This is a genomic window from Ignavibacteriales bacterium, from assembly GCA_016709155.1.
Classification (GTDB): Bacteria; Bacteroidota; Ignavibacteria; order Ignavibacteriales; family Ignavibacteriaceae; genus JADJEI01.
In genome coordinates, this window is sequence record JADJEI010000013.1 from 924,729 (window position 1) to 942,741 (window position 18,013).

Sequence of the window (18,013 nt, forward strand, 5' to 3'; positions counted from 1 at the left end):
GTTATCGAATATCAGCGTTATTACTTGTAACTGCCTCTCTTCTTTTTCAGAGAGATTGATTCCGCCCTCCTAAATTTACTTTCCTGTTTCGTATATTTGAAATAAAAAAAGGAAACTAAAATGTTGGTAACAACCACACCATCAGTCGAAGGTAAAAGAGTAAAAAAATATTTAGGACTCGTTAGCGGCGAAGCGATAATGGGTGCAAACATATTTAAGGATTTTTTTGCCGGCATACGTGATATCGTGGGGGGTAGGTCAGTCGCTTATGAAAAAGAATTAAGAAAAGCCAAAGAACTCGCAATCGAAGAAATGATACAAGCATCTGTAGCACTCGGCGGCAATGCAGTAATTGGCGTTGATCTTGATTATGAAACAATAGGCGGGGGCAGCGGAAATATGTTAATGGTCAGCGCATCCGGCACTGCCGTAGAGATAGAAGAATAAGATGAGCGAAATCAAATCGGGTTACGCTGCGATTGTTGGGTTACCCAATGTTGGTAAATCTACATTACTTAATGCGATGCTTGGACAGAAAATATCTATCACAAGCAATAAGCCTCAAACCACACGCAAAAGAATCTTGGGAATCTTGAATGAGGAGAATTATCAAATAATATTTTTAGACACACCGGGAATATTAAAGCCGGGTTACCTGCTTCAAGAAAAGATGATGAAGTTTGTTGAATTATCTTTTCATGATGCTGATGTTCTTATAATTATTATTGATGTGTCAGATGCTGAAAATGGAAAACACACGCTTGAAAATGAATTAATAAATCAATACTTGATTAAGAAAAAAAAACCGGCAATTCTAGTTCTTAATAAAGTCGATTTGTCATCTGAGGGAAAAATAAAGCAATTAATAAAACAATATGAAGGATTGAATTTATTCGAACAGATAATTCCTGTATCAGCAACTTTAAGTTTTAATATCCAAAAGTTAACTGAGGCAGTGTTAGAATTTATTCCTGTTCATCCAAAATATTTTCCTGAAGATATTATTGCAGACGAGAACGAAAGATTTTTTGTCTCCGAAATAATTCGTGAAAAAATTCTTGAATTATTTCAGGAAGAAATTCCATATAGCTGTGAAGTGCGTGTTGTTGATTATAAAGAAAGAGATGAGACAAAAGATTTTATCGAAGCAGAAATTATTGTTGAACGTGATACACAAAGAGCAATCATCTTAGGAAAAGGAGGGGCAGCGATTAAAAGACTTGGACTTTCTGCGCGGAAAGAAATCGAACAGTTTGTTCAGAAAGAAGTCTATCTGGATTTACGGGTGAAAGTTAAAAAGAAATGGCGCTCTGATGATCAATCCCTTAAACAATTCGGCTATACTTCCGAAGAGTAATCTAATTCTATGAAAAAGTATTACGGTGAAGGTGCACTTCTTTTGAATACACTTATTTGGGGGGGGACATTTGCTATTGTTAAGAACGCCTTTAACGATGTCTCACCCTTACTCTTTCTTAGCTTACGATTTATAATTGCAACTTTGCTGTTCCTTCCTTTTGTTTATAAGCATTTATTAAAGGTTGATAAAAAAACTATACTCGCTGGAGTTGTACTCGGTGTGTTTTACTTTTCTGGATTTGCAACTCAAACTCTTGGTCTGAATATCACGACTGCAACAAAGTCAGGATTTATTACTGGAACTTTTGTGATCTTTATTCCAATGTTGCAATTAATTATTGAAAGAAGAAAACCTAAATGGTTCAACATCGTTAGCGTGCTTTTAGTCTTGATAGGACTGGTAATGCTAGCAAGTAAAGGTGATAATGCAATAGATTTTATACAGCAGCTTGGTACTGATTTTAACTTTGGTGATATACTTACTTTACTTTGTGCAATTCTCTTTGCGTTTCAAGTTGTCTATGTTGATATATTTACAAAACGGTATTATTATCTGCCAATGGTTTTTGTGCAGTTACTCATTACAGGCTTAGGCGGGTTGGTGTTCTCATTTATTTTTTCTATTTCGGAATTAGAGGCTTTCAGATTTGATTTGAATTCAAGTGTGATTGCATCTTTAATTTATACTGCAATATTTGCATCAATCATTGCAACAATTATTCAGCTTAAATTTCAAAAAATAGTTTCGCCGACGAAAGCAGGGATCATATTCTCAATCGAGCCGATATTTGCTGCCGTATTTGCTTTCTTTTTACTCAGTGAAAAAATATCTAATTTTGGCTTAATTGGATGTGCAATAATTTTCATTGGATTAGTTCTGTCGGAATTTTTTGAAAACAAGTTTAAAGATGAATAGCAGAGCAATAATAACTGTATCAGGTGTAGTTCAGGGGGTGGGCTTTAGATATTTTGTTTATCGGACTGCGATTGCACTTAAATTAAAAGGCTTCACAAAAAATTTATACACCGGACAAGTTCTGACTGTGGTTGAAGGTGAAGATATATTTGTTAAAGAAATGATAAATAAAATAAAGATAGGACCTCCTCACGCTTCAGTAAAAAACTGCAATGTAAGCTGGGAGGCATTTAAAAATGAATTTGAAAGTTTTGAAATACAATCATGAAAAATAATTATAGAACAGGAATTGGCTTCGATGTTCATCAATTTGCAGAAGGCAGAAAATTAATTATTGGAGGCGTGACCATTCCTTATGATAAAGGATTACTTGGGCATTCTGATGCTGATGTATTGTTACATGCTATTGCCGATGCCTTATTAGGTGCAGCTTCACTTGGTGATATTGGTCAGCATTTTCCTGATACAGATTCAACATTCAAAAATGCTGATAGCAAAAATCTTTTGCATCAAGTTGTTAAACTTATCCATGAGAATAATTATAAAATTGAAAATGTTGATTCAATCCTTACACTGCAAAAACCAAAAGTTGCTCCTTTCATCCCTGAAATGAAGACAGTAATTTCCTCCATCCTTAATATTGAAGAGAGTAGAGTCTCTATTAAAGCAACAACTACAGAGCATTTAGGTTTTGTTGGGAGAGAAGAAGGCGCTGCAGCTTTTGCCACAGTTTTGATTTATAAAAAGTAAATATGTTCGAAGATATTTTAAGCAGTATTTCAGATTTCAGTCCACTCTGGATATATTTATCATTATTATTCTTTTCATACATTGAAAACATATTTCCACCCTCTCCAAGCGATTTAGTCGTTGTTGTAGGTGGTTCGTTAGTAGGTGCGGGAGCGATAAGCTTTGTCCCGACGCTTCTCATTACAAGTTTTGGGAGCATCGCCGGCTTTATGACTTTGTATTTTCTCGGCTCACAACTTGATAGAAAAGTAATCAGCTCAGGAAAGTTAAAATTCATTTCGCTCGAGGCATTACAAAAAGCAGAGACATGGTTTAATAAATACGGCTACCGGGTAATTTTAATTAATAGATTTTTGCCGGGCACACGTTCTGTTATTTCGTTTTTCGCCGGTGTGAGTGAACTAAAAATAAAAAGAACTTTAATACTTGCCGCTGTCAGTGCAATCGCATGGAATTTTATAATTATTTATTTGGGGATTTTATTCGGTGATAACATTTCGACGGTTGATAAATATCTTTCTATGTACAGCAATATTATCTTAATTATTTCGGGAGTACTCGTTATAGTTTTTACAGTTCAATATTTTATTAAAAAGAAAAAGAAGAAATGAATGAAATTATTTTTGTTTAAAAAATCAGAACTCAATCAAGATAAAAAAAAACAGCGAAACAAAAATCGAAAGTTGTTAATATTAAGCGGAGCGATGCTTGGTCTCTCGTTTCCACCCTTTCCGTTTCCATTTCAGTTTTTGATGTTCTTTGCATTGATCCCTTTCTTTTTTGTTATTGAAAGGAAAAAAACTTTGCTTGAACTTAATAAAGCAATGTTTTTAACTGCATTTATTTTTTGTGTGATTGGAGTATATTGGGTTGGAAGCTGGCAATCAAAAGCCGATCCTTTTTTAATGGCGGGGGGAGGTGCACTTTTATTTTTCTTACCCACATTGTATATGATTATCTCCACGCTGTACTATCTTACCCGAAAATTATTCAAAGAAAAAGCTGCTTTGTTTTTGTTTCCTCTGCTTTGGGTTACTCTCGAACATCTTATGGCAATTACTGAATTTAGTTTTCCCTGGTTGACTCTTGGGCAGGGGCTTTCTTATTTCACTTTGTTTATTCAGATTGCTGATATTGTGGGAGCATTAGGTCTGTCACTGATAGTGTTATATCTGAATATCTTCATCTATAAAAGTATTTTATTATTTAAGGAAGATAGAAAAAGGTCTGCCTATTGGGTTTCGATGGCGGGGGTACTTTTTGGTGCAGTTATTATTTATGGCACTTTAAGAGTAAATACCATAAAACTTGATGGCAAGACAATTCGCGTAGGTGTCATTCAACCAAATATTGACCCATGGGAAAAATGGAAAGTCACTGGATTAAAGCCCATCCTTTCAAACTATTTTGAATTGTCGCAGCGTGCAGTGAATGAAAAAATTGATTTGCTTATTTGGCCCGAAACGGCTTTACCTGTTTATCTTTTGAATGGAGGATATAGTAATCACGTTGATTCGATTTATTCTTTTATTAAAAAAAATAATGTTTACTTGTTAACAGGGATGCCGCATGTTGAATTTTATTTTGATAAAGATAATCACCCCAATGATGCAAAGCAGGGTGCTGAAAGCGATTTTTGGTATCGAACCTACAATTCTGTTTTAATGTTTTCGCCTTACAATAAAAGCATATCCCGATATGGGAAAATGAAGTTAGTCCCTCTTGGTGAGCACACACCGTATGTTGATAAAATTCCGTTCCTCGGTGATATGCTGAAATGGAGCGTGGGTTTATCAGGCTGGAACTTTGGACAAGATACCAGTGTGTTTAAAATGCTGTCAGTAAATAATGGTTCGCCAGCCCAATCGCCGAGGCTTAATGATACAATTAGTCTTTCAGGCATAGTATGTTTCGAATCCGTGTTCCCGGATTTCGTTGCGGGTTTTGTTAATCGCGGTGCACAATTCATCACTGTTGTTACAAATGATAGCTGGTACGGCAAATCAAGCGGACCATATCAGCATAAAGAAATTGGCGTACTTCGCGCTGTTGAAAACAGAAGGTCTGTTGTGCGATGTGCAAACGGAGGAGTCAGTTGCATAATTAATCCAATTGGAATAACAGAGAAAGAAACTGAATTATTCAAACGGACATATTTAACCGGTGATGTAAAATTAAATTCCGACAAAACTTTTTATACGAAATATCCGTTAATAGTTCCGGTTATCTCTATGGCATTTTCAATGTGGATTATAGGTATTAATATTTTAATATGGATGAAGAAAAAATTTAAATTATAATTTAATCCGTCATTCCCGCGGAATCGGGAATCCAGTCAGTGCAAAAACTGATTTCTGCCTTTGCAGGGATGACGAACAGAGAAAGAAATGATTGACTTACGAAGCGACACAGTAACACGCCCATCCGAAGCAATGCGTAAAGCAATGTACAATGCTGAAGTTGGTGATGATGTTTTTAAAGAAGATCCCACAGTAAATAAGCTTGAGGAATATGCCGCAGAACTTTTAGGTAAAGAAGCCGCATTATTTGTTTCAAGCGGTGTGATGGGAAATCAGCTTTGTTTAAATGTATTGACCAAGCCGGGTGATGAAGTTATCTGTGAAAAAGATTGTCACATTTTTAATTATGAGTCCGGATCACCGGCAAAGCTTAGCGGTATTCAGTTGCATCCGGTTGAAGGTAAAGGAGGAGCTATCACAGCAGAGCAGGTTGAACCTTTGATTCGTCCGGAAAGCGCATATTATATGCCGCGCACACGTGTAATTGAAATTGAGAACACGCACAATCGCGCTGGTGGAACTATAATTCCTATCGAAGCAATTAAGAATTTAAGGCTGCTTGCAAATAAGTATAATTTATTTTTTCATCTTGATGGTGCAAGAATTTGGAACGCATCTGTAGCAACTGGAATTTCAGTAAAACAATATGCTTCACATTTTGATTCTGTTTCGTGCTGTCTTTCGAAAGGATTAGGTGCACCGATTGGTTCTATCATTGCCGGGACAAAAGATTTTATTCGTGAAGCGTATCGAGTCAGAAAATCGTGGGGCGGGGGAATGCGTCAAGTTGGAATTCTTGCGGCTGCGGGTTTGTATGCTTTGCAAAATAATATTGAAAGATTAAAAGAAGATCACGAGAAAGCAAAATTATTTGCGAGTGCTATTTCTCAAAATTCTAGTCTCGAAATAGACTTATCTGCAGTTCAGACAAACATCGTTATCTTCAAGCCAAAAAAAATATCTGTTGAGTTGGCAGTTGAAAAATGTAAGCATAAGGGACTATTACTTTCGGTTGGGAAAATAGACTCATTGAGGGCAATTACTCATCTGGATGTTTCAAAAACAGATATTAATAAAGCGATTGAAATCTTAAAAAGAGTTTTCATTTAATTTATTTCTCAGCTTATATTACAAAAAAGTTTTCCGGAAAATAATTTCTAACTCCATACTTTTTTAATGATAGAAAAAATATTTTATCACAAAATAATTACACGAGTACGATTTCACGAAGTTGATATGCTCGGTGTCTGCAACAATGCCGTTTACATTAACTATTTTGAAACTGCAAGGTTGGAATATATCAAAGCAGCCGGATTGATGCCCGAAAGAGGAATATTTTCTGATGGAAAAATATTTTTTATGGTTCGCAACGAAATAAATTATCGCGATCATGCTCGATACGACGATGAACTCGGAATTTATTCAAGGATATCCTTCATAAAAAATTCGTCTTTCGGGTTTGATCATATTATTAAAAACGAAAAAAATGATAAAATAATTGTTGATGGATCGGGTGTTGTTGTCAGAGTTGATCCTAACTCGAGAAAATCTATTCGCGTTGATGACGAGTTTATTCAAAAAATTAAAACATTCCAGGGTGAAGTGACAATTTTAAAAGGAGGCGGTAATTAATATGCGAAAAATTGTATTTGATATTGAAACCTGTTCACTCCCTTTTCAATCCTTAACTGAAAGTCAAAGAGAATATCTGCTTCACTTTGCCGAAAAGGAAAAGGATGAGGTGATTAAAGCAGAAATGATTAACGAGGCAGTACGATTTACTTCCTTATATCCATTTACAGCTAAAGTTATTTCTATAGGGATTTATGATATTGAGAAAGATAAATCTTTCGTTTACTATGAGTCTAAGGTTGAAGAAGAATGGTTCTCCGAAGATGATCAAATCCACTTTAAGGGTGTTTCCGAAGAGAACATGATCAAATCATTTTGGCGAATTGCAGAATTTGCTGATCAGGTAATTACATTTAACGGTCGAAATTTTGACGTACCATTTCTGATGCTTCGCTCGGCATTACTTCAAATTAAACCTTCAAAAAATTATCTGAAAAATAGATTTGACATTTCAAGACACATAGATTTATTGGAGCAGTTTACATTCTTTGGAGTTACAAGAAAATTCAATCTTGATTTTTATTGTCAGAGTTTTGGAATTGATTCACCAAAATCAAAAGATATTACAGGAATGGAAGTTAAATCTTTATACGAAGCAGGAAGAATTAAAGAGATAGCTATTTATTGCAGTAAAGATGTTAGTGCAACATTTCAGTTGTATAAAATATGGAATGAATATCTTAATTCTTAAATAAATAATTTTTTTGTCATATTAAGTAAACAGGGATTTATTGAATGAACAACTCTAAACATATTTTATTCATCATTCTACTTTTTACATCTTTCCCGTTCATAGGAGGGTGCCAGGAAAAGACTGAACAACCCGCTGATACAAACAAAACATTTGGAAGGGCAGATGTTAAAACTGAAAATATTGACGGGATTGAAGTGAAAACCATTTATTATGATGATAAATCTAGATCAGAAACTCAATATCAAAATGGTGTTAGAAATGGCTGGACAAAAACTATTGATGGCAATGGAAACATTACTTCCGAAGGAAATTATTTAAACGGTAAAATGGAAGGTGAATTTCTGTCTTTCTATCCTGATGGAAAAATAATGTTGAAAGCCAATTATAAAAATGGATTGCTTGACGGAATTTCGTACTATTATTTCCCTGATGGTAAAGTTCAAAAAGAAAGTAAGTACGAACGAAATAAAATTATTTTTATCAGAGAATATGATCAGAACGGCAAATTGCTTTATGAAGATAAATTCTAATGAATTAATATGGACATATAATGATTGAAAAAAATGTAAATCTCCAACTCGTTTCAGAACATGGTTTAACTGAAGAAGAATATAACAAAATACTCAAGATATTAAAACGCGTCCCCACCTATACCGAACTGGGGATATTCAGTGTAATGTGGAGTGAGCATTGCAGTTATAAAAATTCAATAGCACTTTTAAAAACATTACCGAGAGAAGGGAAAAAACTATTAGTTGGCGCGGGTGAGGAAAACGCAGGGCTTGTTGATATCGGAGACAATCTTGCTGTTGCATTTAAAATCGAAAGTCATAACCATCCTTCGGCAGTCGAGCCATACCAGGGCGCAGCTACAGGGGTTGGGGGAATTATGCGAGATATTTTTACCATGGGTGCGCGTCCGATTGCTTCATTAAATTCACTTCGATTCGGTTCGTTGAATGATGCACGCACAAGATTTTTATTTGATGGTGTTGTCCGTGGGATTGGTGACTATGGAAATAGTTTTGGTGTTCCAACTGTCGCAGGCGAGGTTTATTTTGATGAATGTTATCAGGACAATCCATTAGTCAATGCAATGGCTGTCGGAATTGTAAATAAAAATCTCGTCGCAAGCGCTGTGGCAAAGGGGGCAGGTAACCCAATAATGATTGTAGGATCTTCTACCGGCAGAGATGGAATACACGGTGCTACTTTTGCATCAGAAGAAATATCTGAAAAATCTGAAGCAAAAAGACCCTCGGTTCAAGTTGGTGATCCATTTACTGAAAAACTTTTACTCGAAGCAACCCTTGAAATAATTAAAAATGGCTGGCTCATCGGCATTCAGGATATGGGGGCAGCAGGTATTTCATGCTCTACAAGTGAAATGAGTGCAAAAGGAAATTCCGGAATGAAAATTAATCTCGACAGTGTTCCTTTGCGGGAACAAGGGATGACGGCATACGAAATCATGCTTTCTGAAAGCCAGGAGAGAATGCTTTGCTGTGTTAAAAAAGGTTATGAAGAAAAAGTTAAAGAAGTTTTTACTAAATGGGATTTGAATTGTGAAATCATTGGTGAAGTTACTGATCAAGGCTTATTAGAAATTGACTATCAAGGAGAGAAAAAAACTTCAATGCCGGCTTTCGATTTGGTACTTGGCGGCGGTGCCCCGGTTTATTTTCGTGAAAGTATAGAGCCGAAGTACATTCATGAATTACGTAAATTCAATTTTAAATCTCTACCGGAACCAAAATCAATTGAAGAAATATTTGAAAAAATATTCTCATCACCGAATATTGTTTCTAAAAAATGGGTTTATGAACAATACGATTCGATGGTTCGGACAAACACTATTGTCGGTCCTGGTTGCGATGCTGCCGTCGTTTTTATTAAAGGTACGAAGAAGGCACTTGCCATGAAAACAGATTGCAACGGAAGATATGTTTACTTGAATCCGCATGAAGGCACAAAGTTGGCGGTTGCTGAAGCAGCAAGAAATATTGTCTGTTCTGGTGGGAAACCACTTGCGATTACAAACTGTTTAAATTTTGGAAATCCATATAAGCCTGAAATGTACTGGCAATTTAAAGAAGCAATTGCCGGAATGGGCGAAGCCTGCAGATATTTCGACACACCTGTTACAGGCGGTAATGTTAGTTTCTACAATGAGTCTCAAAACGCTGCTGTGTATCCCACGCCCACTATTGGAATGGTAGGTCTAATTGAAGATCTTAAAAATGTTACCACATCCTATTTCAAAAATGAAAATGATCTTATCTATCTTTTAGGCGAGGATTTCGAGGAAATTGGAGGAAGCGAATATCTGAAAATTATTCATGGAAAAGTTGCCGGTGATTGTCCTAAAATTAATCTTGCCACAGAAAGTATTCTTCAAAATACCGTGTTAGAATTAATTGAAGCAAAATTAATAAACTCAGCTCATGATATTTCGGAAGGCGGTATCGCTTGTGCACTGGCTGAATGTTGTATAATTAATCGAGAGAAAATGATTGGCGCTGAAGTGAATATACCAATAAAAAGCAGGGTTGACTTTTCTCTATTCTCGGAAAGTCAATCTCGGGTTTTAATAAGTATTGATATAAAAAATCAGAATTCAGCAGAAGATATCTTGAATAAGGCTAAGCAGCCATTTATATTAATTGGTAAAACAGGCAGTAACGTTTTAATAATCAATAAAAAAATAAGAATTAGTTTAGCAAACCTTGCAGATATTTATTTTAATACGATATCCAGAATTATGAATGAATAAAAAAGCATTACTAAAAAAAATAAAATCATTTGAAGTTTATGAACTTTTCAGAAAAGTAAGATTTTTATTTAATGTTAAGCCGGACTATAACAAAGTAAAGATATTCATTCTGCATTATTTTGGTGGTCTATATAAACGAATTGACACCCACCATGTTTTTTTATTTGCGGGAGGATTGGCTTTTTCATTATTCGTTTGTATTGTTCCGTTTACTCTGATAATCTTTTGGATACTTGGAAATTTTTTAGACTCTGCCGAAGTCGAACTGCAGCTTAACTCGTTAATTCACACAGTCATTCCCTACGAAACATATTCTAATTTTGTTCAGGATATTATTTTCAAAAGAATTTATGAAGTGATTGAATATAAAAATATTGCGGGCGTTGTCGGTTTTACCGGATTATTTTTTGCAGCAAGCGGGTTCTTTAGCAGTGTAAGAACTATTCTTAATAAAGTTTATGGCACCGATGAAGACGTAAGTTTGGTCTTGGGTAAAATTAGAGATTTCGCTTTGATTATTCTGGCTTTGGTTGTGCTGCTTGTTTCTACTTTCATTATCCCCGCCCTGGATATACTCCGAAATCTTTCCCAAACAATTCCGCTTTTTCACTTTTTTCAATTAGGAATTTTTCAGAAAATATTCACCACCCTTTTCTCACTAACGATTCTTTATTTTATTTTTTCAGTAATGTACTCGGTAGTTCCTACTGTAAAGATTAAGAAACGAGCAGTACTTGTTGGAGCAATGTGGGCAGCGCTTCTTTGGGAAACTGCTAAACAGGCATTCGGTTACTATTTATTTAATTTAGCTTCCTGGGGTAAAATCTATGGTACTTATACCTTAGTAGTTGTTGTGGCTTTTTGGATTTACTACTCCTCAATAGTTTTTATTATTGGTGCAGAAATAGGTATGCTGTATCATGAGCGTTTAATTGGAAAATTATCTTTGGATGAGAAATTGTAATCAATTTTTATTAATCGGTAAAATTATCTCTTGCTTTTGTTTAATTCTCTTTCTAAATTTCCTACGCCAATACAGAAAGGAAAATTTTTTAGTTTGAAAAGGATGTACTGGGAGTCATTCTTAATGAATATAAATAATTCTAAAATAATGAGGTAAGTATGAAAAATTATTTGAGGGTTACTATTGTTTTTTGTTCGATTGTTGTATCAATTTTTAGTCTTAGTTGTTACAAGGCGCCGGTAGAAATATCTTACAATATTGATGTTTGTGCCGAATGCGGTATGCTTATTAGTGATCAGCATTTCGGTGCTGAAATAGTTTTACGCAACGGCAAATATCTAAAATTTGATACAATTGACTGTTTAATAAAAACTGTACTTGATAAGGATGTTAAAGTTAAACAGATCAACTCAAGATGGGTTGTGGATTACTCCAGACCATCTAATTTTATTTACCTGCCAAATGCAATTTTTTATAAGGGCGATAAAATAAAAAGCCCATCGGGTAATAACATTATTGCTGTTGAGGAGAAGGAAGTTGCTGAAAGAATCCAATCTAAACATGGCGGGAAGATACTTTCTTTTAGAGATGTAATAGATTTTATTAAAAAAAATCAGTTAGCCGCCAGCCTTTAATTTCCATTATAGTTTTATTTGTTTATTGGGTTATTTAGTGCTAATTTTAATCAGATAATTTAATCTGATTATTATGACAGTAATATTTTCTAAAAAATGTGAATATGGAATCCAGGCGATTCTCTACTTAGCAGCGCACAATGGCAAAGGACTGATAGTCTCAGATGAGATTGCAAACAATCTTAATATCCCCAAAGAATTTGTTTCCAAAATTTTACAAAGCCTGACCGAAAGCGGTATTATCAATTCCAAAAAAGGAAGGGTTGGCGGTTTTACGCTCGGGAAAAACCCTGACCAAATTACTCTCTTGGATATCGTTGAAGCTATTGACGGGCTTGAAGTATTTAATAGTTGTGTGCTTGGATTTCCTGAATGTTCTCCCGAAAAACCTTGTCCCCTCCATGATAAATGGGGTAAGCTTAGAACCCAAGCCTATAATATGCTGGCGGATGAAACTATTGATGCCTTCAGGCAAAAGACTTTGGATAAAATTTCTAAAAAGTAATACGAAATAATATTTCCTCCATTAGAAAAGATGGATATGACCGGCAAGAAAAAAATATTAAAAAATTCTGCAAATAAAATTCAGCACTACAGATTTTTTATCCAGTCAACATTCGCAATTCTATGTATATGGATAGGAATTGAGTTTTATCTTTTTGCAACTTATTTAGAAAGCGGGGGGCATGCTCAATTTTACCAGAGACCTGCCGGTGTTGATGGTTTTCTGCCGATTAGTTCGTTCATGAGTTTCTATATTTTCCTCACTACCGGTATCATCCATCAAGCTCACCCTGCCGGTTTATTTATTTTCCTCTCCATTATTTTAATGTCAATAATATTCGGTAAGTCTTTTTGCAGTTGGATGTGTCCGATTGGTTTTATTTCAGAATTGATAGGAGATTTTGGTGAAAAGATATTCAAGCGAAAGCTACGGCTGCCAAAAATATTAGATTATCCTTTGAGGAGTGTCAAATATCTTTTGCTGGCTTTTTTATTTTATGCAGTTTTGTTTCTTATGACAGACCTTGCTGTAAATGCATTCCTCGATAGCCCATACAATCTTGTCGCCGATTTAAAGATGTACTATTTCTTTGCTGATATTTCCCGCTTCACCATTATTGTTCTTTCGGTGCTTTTCATCTTTTCAATTTTTATCAGAAATTTTTGGTGCAGATATTTATGTCCCTACGGTGCGCTGCTCGGAATATTTTCTCTTCTCAGTCCACACAAAATAAAACGCGAGGCTAAAAGTTGTATTGATTGCGGCTTATGTTCTAAAGCTTGTCCTTCTATGATTAGAGTTGATAAAGTTAAAACTGTTTTTTCTGATGAATGCACCACCTGCCTTAGCTGTGTTGATGCTTGTCCGGTTGCTGATACTCTCCAACTGAAAAATATTTTTTACAAAGAGAAAAAAATCAGCGGGAGGGCAGTTGCTATCGGTGTTGTTTCAATTTTTCTTTTAGTTACAGGGGCAGGGATGATTTCCGGCAACTGGCAAAACTCAATTTCGAAAGATGAATATTTAATCCACTATAAGGAGATGAATAGTTACGGCCATCCGACAGGGACTAATGCAATTAAAAAATTTAATGAATCCCATCAGCAAAAAATTATCGGGAAGGATGATGATTCATCAAAAGTGGTTCTTCGTTCTGAAATAAAATAAATGGGGAGTTTTGGCTTACTGCTAAATAATTGTTGCATGTAAGTTGTGAGAATAATTCATTATTCAAATTCTACATAAAAAGGAGAGGTAGATATGAAAAGTATAATATCAATTCTGTTTTTTCTTTCAATTTCAATTTCCAACTTTGCGGCTACTTGTATTGAATGCCACAGGCAAATTACACCTAACATCGTAACTGACTGGCAGCTCAGCAAGCATTCTGCAAACGATGTTGATTGCTCGGTGTGTCATGGTGATCAACATACAAATGCAAATGACTTTAAGAATGCACTTATCCCCACCCCTGAAACATGCAAGCTTTGCCACGAAACTCAGGTTGAGCAATTCAGTAAAGGTAAACATGCAATGGCTTGGGCTTCGCTTAAGGCTATGCCGACTTTCCACATGCAGCCAATGGCGATGACTGAAGGTATGAAGGGCTGCGGCGGTTGTCATAAGATCGGTTTAAAATCAGAAGAAGAAATCAAGCAGCTTAAAAGTGAAGGTTCCGGTTTTGGTCTTGCGTCCTGCGACGCCTGCCATACCCGTCACACATTTTCTGTTGTTGAGGCTAAACAGCCGCAGGCATGTCAAACCTGCCACATGGGTTTTGACCACCCCCAATGGGAAATGTATTCAAGTTCAAAACATGGTGTTCGTAGTTCGTTAAAGCAAATGGATCTTCTTCCTGAATCTTCTTCTGCACCCACCTGTCAAACTTGTCACATGCAAGAGGGCAATCACGAAGTCCGTACTGCCTGGGGATTTCTCGCTGTCCGTCTGCCAATGCCTGAAGATAAGCAATGGACTGAGGACCGCGTAACTATATTACAAGGGCTGGGGGTTCTCGATCCTCAAGGCAACCCCACCGGAAGGCTTGATGTTGTTAAAGCTGCTGATGTTGCTCGCCTTACTCAGGAAGCCTGGCAAACCGAGCGCGATAAGATGATCAAAACTTGCGGTAACTGTCACTCCGAGAATTTTGCAAAGGGTGAACTTGAAAAAGGCGACAACATGATCAAAGAAGCTGATCACCTGATGGCGCAGGGTATAAAAATTATTGCCGGGCTTTATCAGGATGGTATTATTCCTAAGCCTGAAGCTTATGCTTATAATTTCCCCGACTTGCTCACTTTCCATGACGCACCGACGGTTATTGAGCAAAAACTTTTTTGTGATGTTCCTTGAGCACAGGATGAGAACTTTTCAGGGAACTTTTCACGCGAGCCCTGACTACGCTCTCTGGTACGGCTGGAGTGAAATGCAGCAGGATTTAACTGAGATTAAAGAAATGGCTATGCAGATGAGAAAAGATTTTAAGCAGTAAAAGTTTTTAGCTCCCCCCTCATAGTTGATGAATAAAAAAAACCTCCGGAGTTTTTAAGCTCCGGAGGTTTTTTAAATAATTATTATCAACAAACAATAAATGAACCCCATTAAATATTTTTACGGTACTGCGATAGTTGCTACATCAGATTCTAATCCAACTTCTACATCACCGATAACATAGACGGCTTTATACTCACGCATCTCTGCACCTGCAGCGAGGTTTTCGCGTGTGTCTATGTAAGGACTTTCGGTGTCAAAAGCTAAAAGTGTCCATTCAGTTTCACCTGCACGGCGGGTGTATATCTTCACTCCATCAGCAATACTTTTTTGAAATGAAATTCTAACATGCTGATTTGGCATAAGGAACAACTTCAATATTGGTTTCATTGTGTCTTTATCAACAAATGAATCAACACCTTCAATGCCAAGATCCTGACCGATTGCTATAGTGTAATTCGGGTTTGCCTTCATCTGCCTTCCTTGAGCTCTGATTAGGTCATTTGCAATTTTTCGTTTTGCTCTTGTATCGGCGTACAGACTTTCCATATTTGCTTCGGCAGCAACCTGGGTGGAGTATGCAGTGCGGCAGGCACCCACCTTTGTGTTGGCTTCAGTTACCTGAGCCGGTGTGATGGCAAGCGCAACATTGTGCAGCGGCAGCTTGGTCAAATAATTTTCGTGAAATGTGTCCTGTTCATCAACAGGGCGGGGGATGAAATCCTTTTTCATAAAAGGTCCTTTCTGAAAAAATTTTAAATTTGTTATTTATTAAAAGGAACCCTGCTTAATCCACGTTTATTCTCTTTTAAGCTATAAGAGTTCCAACTCAAACACCGGTTTCGGAATACCCAACTATTGTGCCATATTGATATTTGTTCTTTATTCTAAAAAAATAAAGAAAAGCACTTGGATGTGAGTTGCCGACGGTTAAAAATTACATGCTGAAGATAAAAATTACCTGCCCAACGGTGGAAAGGTTGGCGCCAACGCTATGACGGGGGGTGGCAACGCGCCCGGGTTTGTAAGCCCCGCTGTACGGTTGACGGCAACCGTGAGACGGCGCAGACCAACCGTCGCGCAGATGCCTTCCCCGTGTGACGGGTGCCCACCGACAAGACGGCGTTGCAGGCAACCGTGACATGGGCGGCTTCCCCCGTGGGACGGTTGGTCCTCACTTTCCGACGGTTATCGCCAACCATCCAAAAGTTAGTGGCAACCGTAGCACGGTTGGTAAAAAGCTTCGATTTTAGAGTATTTTCAACGGTTATTGGACATTAATTGTTGCGTGGGTGAAGGGAAATTAGGAAGCATTAAAGAAGTTTAACGTTTCGGGGCTTAAAGAAGTGGCGGGTTAGAAGCACGAACTGTCAACCTACCACAACTGTTTATTAGAAGCACAAATGTTTGATTAACCACTTCACCCGCCATTTCTTTTAAGCCCTTGTTATCGGTAGCTCTTCTGTCTGTCCGAAGATGTGTCGTGTCAAGTTTGCACACACTTTGTCCGAAGCGAATTACATTAGAAGCTATGTCCGTCCAATTACGCACAGTGCGTTGACAAAATAAATTAAAACATTGAAGAGTGTATTTTTTTTGCGTTGATTTTTTCATCAGTTGTATCTTTTGTTTACTGTTTCCATATAATCTACCACAACTGCATTCATTTTATTTCGATACCACCGAAAAAAGAAATTAGGAACTTTTGCAGCTTCTTGTCGGCTGATATAAATTTCGTCTTGTACGTCACGAAGTTCGTCTGTGCCAATATATATTTTATTGAGAATTATTTCGTCCAAATATATTGAGATAGCTTTTCGTCTATCAATTGCAGATGAGTGTCCACGAATAAGAGTAATAAAGTGAGTGTAAAATGAGAGTATAGAAAAGTAAATTAAAAAAATAGTCATGCCATTTGAGTTGTAAGAAATAAGAAATATCCAAAGCACGATTGAATAGGAAATAAGAAATCCCGCCAACCATCTACAATAAATAATGCGTAACTCAATATCCCAACTTGTGTTTGAATGTTGCAAAACTGCTACGGAAATATTATGAGGAATCGTTGTTGAAATGTTTGGTGAATACCAATCTATAATTTCATTGCCTTTGTATTCAAGAGAAAATTTTGAAACTTCGAATGGTCTGGCTTCTTTAAGGTTGACTTCCATCGTAAATTAAAAGTGCAGTGTCAAACTCTTCCTTAAATATTGCTCCCTTAGAAGTATTTCCTTTGAAAGTATCTGCGAATATTTGAACTAAAACAGTAAGCAAAAAAGAACAACCGAATAAAGCAAGTTTTATGCTTTCGTCTTTGATAAGAACATAGGCGATAGGGTAAGCAAAAGCAAGAAAGATTAAAAAGTAAGTAACTTTTATTTCACCATTCTTTGCTTTTGTATATGCAACTGTTGATGCTTTTAGCAGCTTAATAAATTCAGGTTCGTTTTGTTTTATCAGAATTTCATTCATTTTCATTGTTGTTTAATTTCCAATCAGGATAAATAGCTTCATTTACTATTTTCTCTGCGATTTCAAAAAGGTAATCGGGAATAGTGACTGAATTTTCCTTTTTTGTTTTTACAATTTCCTCTGCCGTTTTTTTTGCTAAAGATTTTAATGAGGGATGGCCCAGTGAAATTCTTATATGGTCGCCTTTGTGTGATTCTCCATACACTTGAAAAATCTTTTGCTCTATTTCGGTTTGCCAATTATTCATTATAGTTTTACAAATTGGCTTGAGAGTATCGGGATAAGCCTGATAAGCATTCAACAAATTGGTGATAGCCCTTCTTTCAATTGTTCTCCAATTGGCAAAGATGTATTCACTTTTGTCTTCCATAAATAATTTTGATGAAAAGGAATATCCATCAATCCATAATAGAAATCCCTGTTTAATTTAAGCTTTCTGTTTGACAAAAAATTGTTAATGATATTGCTTATAATGATTGTTACAAAATCATGAGTTGTTTCAATAGAAGAATAATATCTT

At 36.3% G+C, this 18,013-nt stretch carries 21 protein-coding genes and 1 pseudogene; 17 read left to right on the top strand and 5 right to left on the bottom strand.

Annotated features, from left to right (window positions below; translation table 11 throughout):
• Nucleotides 1-120: 120 nt before the first annotated feature.
• The 17 genes and pseudogenes from IPH11_17655 to IPH11_17735 all read left to right on the top strand — a co-directional run bounded on the left by IPH11_17655 (nt 121) and on the right by IPH11_17735 (nt 15,022).
• The gene (locus IPH11_17655; protein ID MBK6915395.1) at nt 121-447 is read left to right on the top strand and encodes a heavy metal-binding domain-containing protein; all 327 of its coding nucleotides are present in this window, start codon (nt 121-123) and stop codon (nt 445-447) included.
• A 1-nt stretch (nt 448) separates the two neighbouring features.
• Nucleotides 449-1,357: a GTPase Era gene (gene era, locus IPH11_17660; protein MBK6915396.1), complete on the top strand. Its 909-nt coding sequence runs from the start codon at nt 449-451 to the stop codon at nt 1,355-1,357.
• 9 nt (nt 1,358-1,366) lie between these two features.
• Nucleotides 1,367-2,275, top strand: coding sequence for a DMT family transporter (locus IPH11_17665; GenBank protein ID MBK6915397.1), 909 nt, complete (start codon nt 1,367-1,369; stop codon nt 2,273-2,275).
• On the top strand, nt 2,268-2,543 hold the full coding sequence (locus IPH11_17670) for an acylphosphatase (GenBank protein ID MBK6915398.1): 276 nt from the start codon (nt 2,268-2,270) through the stop codon (nt 2,541-2,543). Before IPH11_17665 ends, IPH11_17670 begins: the two co-directional genes overlap by 8 nt.
• Nucleotides 2,540-3,025 carry a 2-C-methyl-D-erythritol 2,4-cyclodiphosphate synthase gene (locus tag IPH11_17675; GenBank protein MBK6915399.1) on the top strand — a complete coding sequence of 162 codons (486 nt, stop codon included), beginning with the start codon at nt 2,540-2,542 and terminating at the stop codon, nt 3,023-3,025. The genes IPH11_17670 and IPH11_17675 overlap by 4 nt, the downstream gene beginning before the upstream one ends.
• Nucleotides 3,026-3,027: 2 nt before the next feature.
• Nucleotides 3,028-3,636: a DedA family protein gene (locus IPH11_17680; protein ID MBK6915400.1), complete on the top strand. Its 609-nt coding sequence runs from the start codon at nt 3,028-3,030 to the stop codon at nt 3,634-3,636.
• Nucleotides 3,637-5,325 carry an apolipoprotein N-acyltransferase gene (gene lnt, locus IPH11_17685; protein MBK6915401.1) on the top strand — a complete coding sequence of 563 codons (1,689 nt, stop codon included), beginning with the start codon at nt 3,637-3,639 and terminating at the stop codon, nt 5,323-5,325.
• An 87-nt stretch (nt 5,326-5,412) separates the two neighbouring features.
• Nucleotides 5,413-6,435, top strand: a complete 1,023-nt coding sequence (gene ltaE / locus IPH11_17690) for a low-specificity L-threonine aldolase (protein MBK6915402.1) — start codon at nt 5,413-5,415, stop codon at nt 6,433-6,435.
• A gap of 66 nt (nt 6,436-6,501) precedes the next feature.
• Nucleotides 6,502-6,957, top strand: coding sequence for an acyl-CoA thioesterase (locus tag IPH11_17695; GenBank protein MBK6915403.1), 456 nt, complete (start codon nt 6,502-6,504; stop codon nt 6,955-6,957).
• Between the two features lies 1 nt (nt 6,958).
• Nucleotides 6,959-7,648, top strand: coding sequence for a ribonuclease H-like domain-containing protein (locus IPH11_17700; protein MBK6915404.1), 690 nt, complete (start codon nt 6,959-6,961; stop codon nt 7,646-7,648).
• Between the two features lie 44 nt (nt 7,649-7,692).
• Nucleotides 7,693-8,181 carry a hypothetical protein gene (locus tag IPH11_17705; GenBank protein MBK6915405.1) on the top strand — a complete coding sequence of 163 codons (489 nt, stop codon included), beginning with the start codon at nt 7,693-7,695 and terminating at the stop codon, nt 8,179-8,181.
• A gap of 20 nt (nt 8,182-8,201) precedes the next feature.
• A complete protein-coding gene (gene purL, locus IPH11_17710; protein MBK6915406.1) occupies nt 8,202-10,424 on the top strand; it encodes a phosphoribosylformylglycinamidine synthase subunit PurL in 2,223 nt (740 codons plus the stop codon).
• Nucleotides 10,417-11,388, top strand: coding sequence for a YihY/virulence factor BrkB family protein (locus IPH11_17715; GenBank protein ID MBK6915407.1), 972 nt, complete (start codon nt 10,417-10,419; stop codon nt 11,386-11,388). The genes purL and IPH11_17715 overlap by 8 nt, the downstream gene beginning before the upstream one ends.
• Before the next feature lie 158 nt (nt 11,389-11,546).
• Nucleotides 11,547-12,023: a nitrous oxide reductase accessory protein NosL gene (locus IPH11_17720; protein MBK6915408.1), complete on the top strand. Its 477-nt coding sequence runs from the start codon at nt 11,547-11,549 to the stop codon at nt 12,021-12,023.
• A 73-nt stretch (nt 12,024-12,096) separates the two neighbouring features.
• The gene (locus tag IPH11_17725) at nt 12,097-12,528 is read left to right on the top strand and encodes an Rrf2 family transcriptional regulator (GenBank protein MBK6915409.1); all 432 of its coding nucleotides are present in this window, start codon (nt 12,097-12,099) and stop codon (nt 12,526-12,528) included.
• Nucleotides 12,529-12,564: 36 nt separating this feature from the next.
• Nucleotides 12,565-13,695 (top strand): 4Fe-4S binding protein, encoded by a 1,131-nt coding sequence (locus IPH11_17730; GenBank protein ID MBK6915410.1) that lies wholly within the window; start codon nt 12,565-12,567, stop codon nt 13,693-13,695.
• Between the two features lie 93 nt (nt 13,696-13,788).
• Nucleotides 13,789-15,022 (top strand): annotated as a pseudogene (locus tag IPH11_17735) (cytochrome C).
• 119 nt (nt 15,023-15,141) lie between these two features.
• Here IPH11_17735 and IPH11_17740 read toward each other — a convergent pair.
• From IPH11_17740 to IPH11_17760, 5 genes are all read right to left on the bottom strand, one after another.
• Nucleotides 15,142-15,753: a hypothetical protein gene (locus IPH11_17740; GenBank protein MBK6915411.1), complete on the bottom strand. Its 612-nt coding sequence runs from the start codon at nt 15,751-15,753 to the stop codon at nt 15,142-15,144.
• Between the two features lie 606 nt (nt 15,754-16,359).
• A complete protein-coding gene (locus tag IPH11_17745) occupies nt 16,360-16,635 on the bottom strand; it encodes a hypothetical protein (GenBank protein ID MBK6915412.1) in 276 nt (91 codons plus the stop codon).
• Entirely contained in the window at nt 16,635-17,192 is a 558-nt protein-coding gene (locus tag IPH11_17750) for a hypothetical protein (GenBank protein MBK6915413.1), read from the bottom strand. Before IPH11_17750 ends, IPH11_17745 begins: the two co-directional genes overlap by 1 nt.
• Complete coding sequence (locus tag IPH11_17755) at nt 17,176-17,493, bottom strand: hypothetical protein (protein ID MBK6915414.1); 318 nt, start codon at nt 17,491-17,493, stop codon at nt 17,176-17,178. The genes IPH11_17750 and IPH11_17755 overlap by 17 nt, the downstream gene beginning before the upstream one ends.
• Entirely contained in the window at nt 17,486-17,863 is a 378-nt protein-coding gene (locus tag IPH11_17760) for a hypothetical protein (GenBank protein MBK6915415.1), read from the bottom strand. Before IPH11_17760 ends, IPH11_17755 begins: the two co-directional genes overlap by 8 nt.
• Nucleotides 17,864-18,013: the final 150 nt, after the last annotated feature.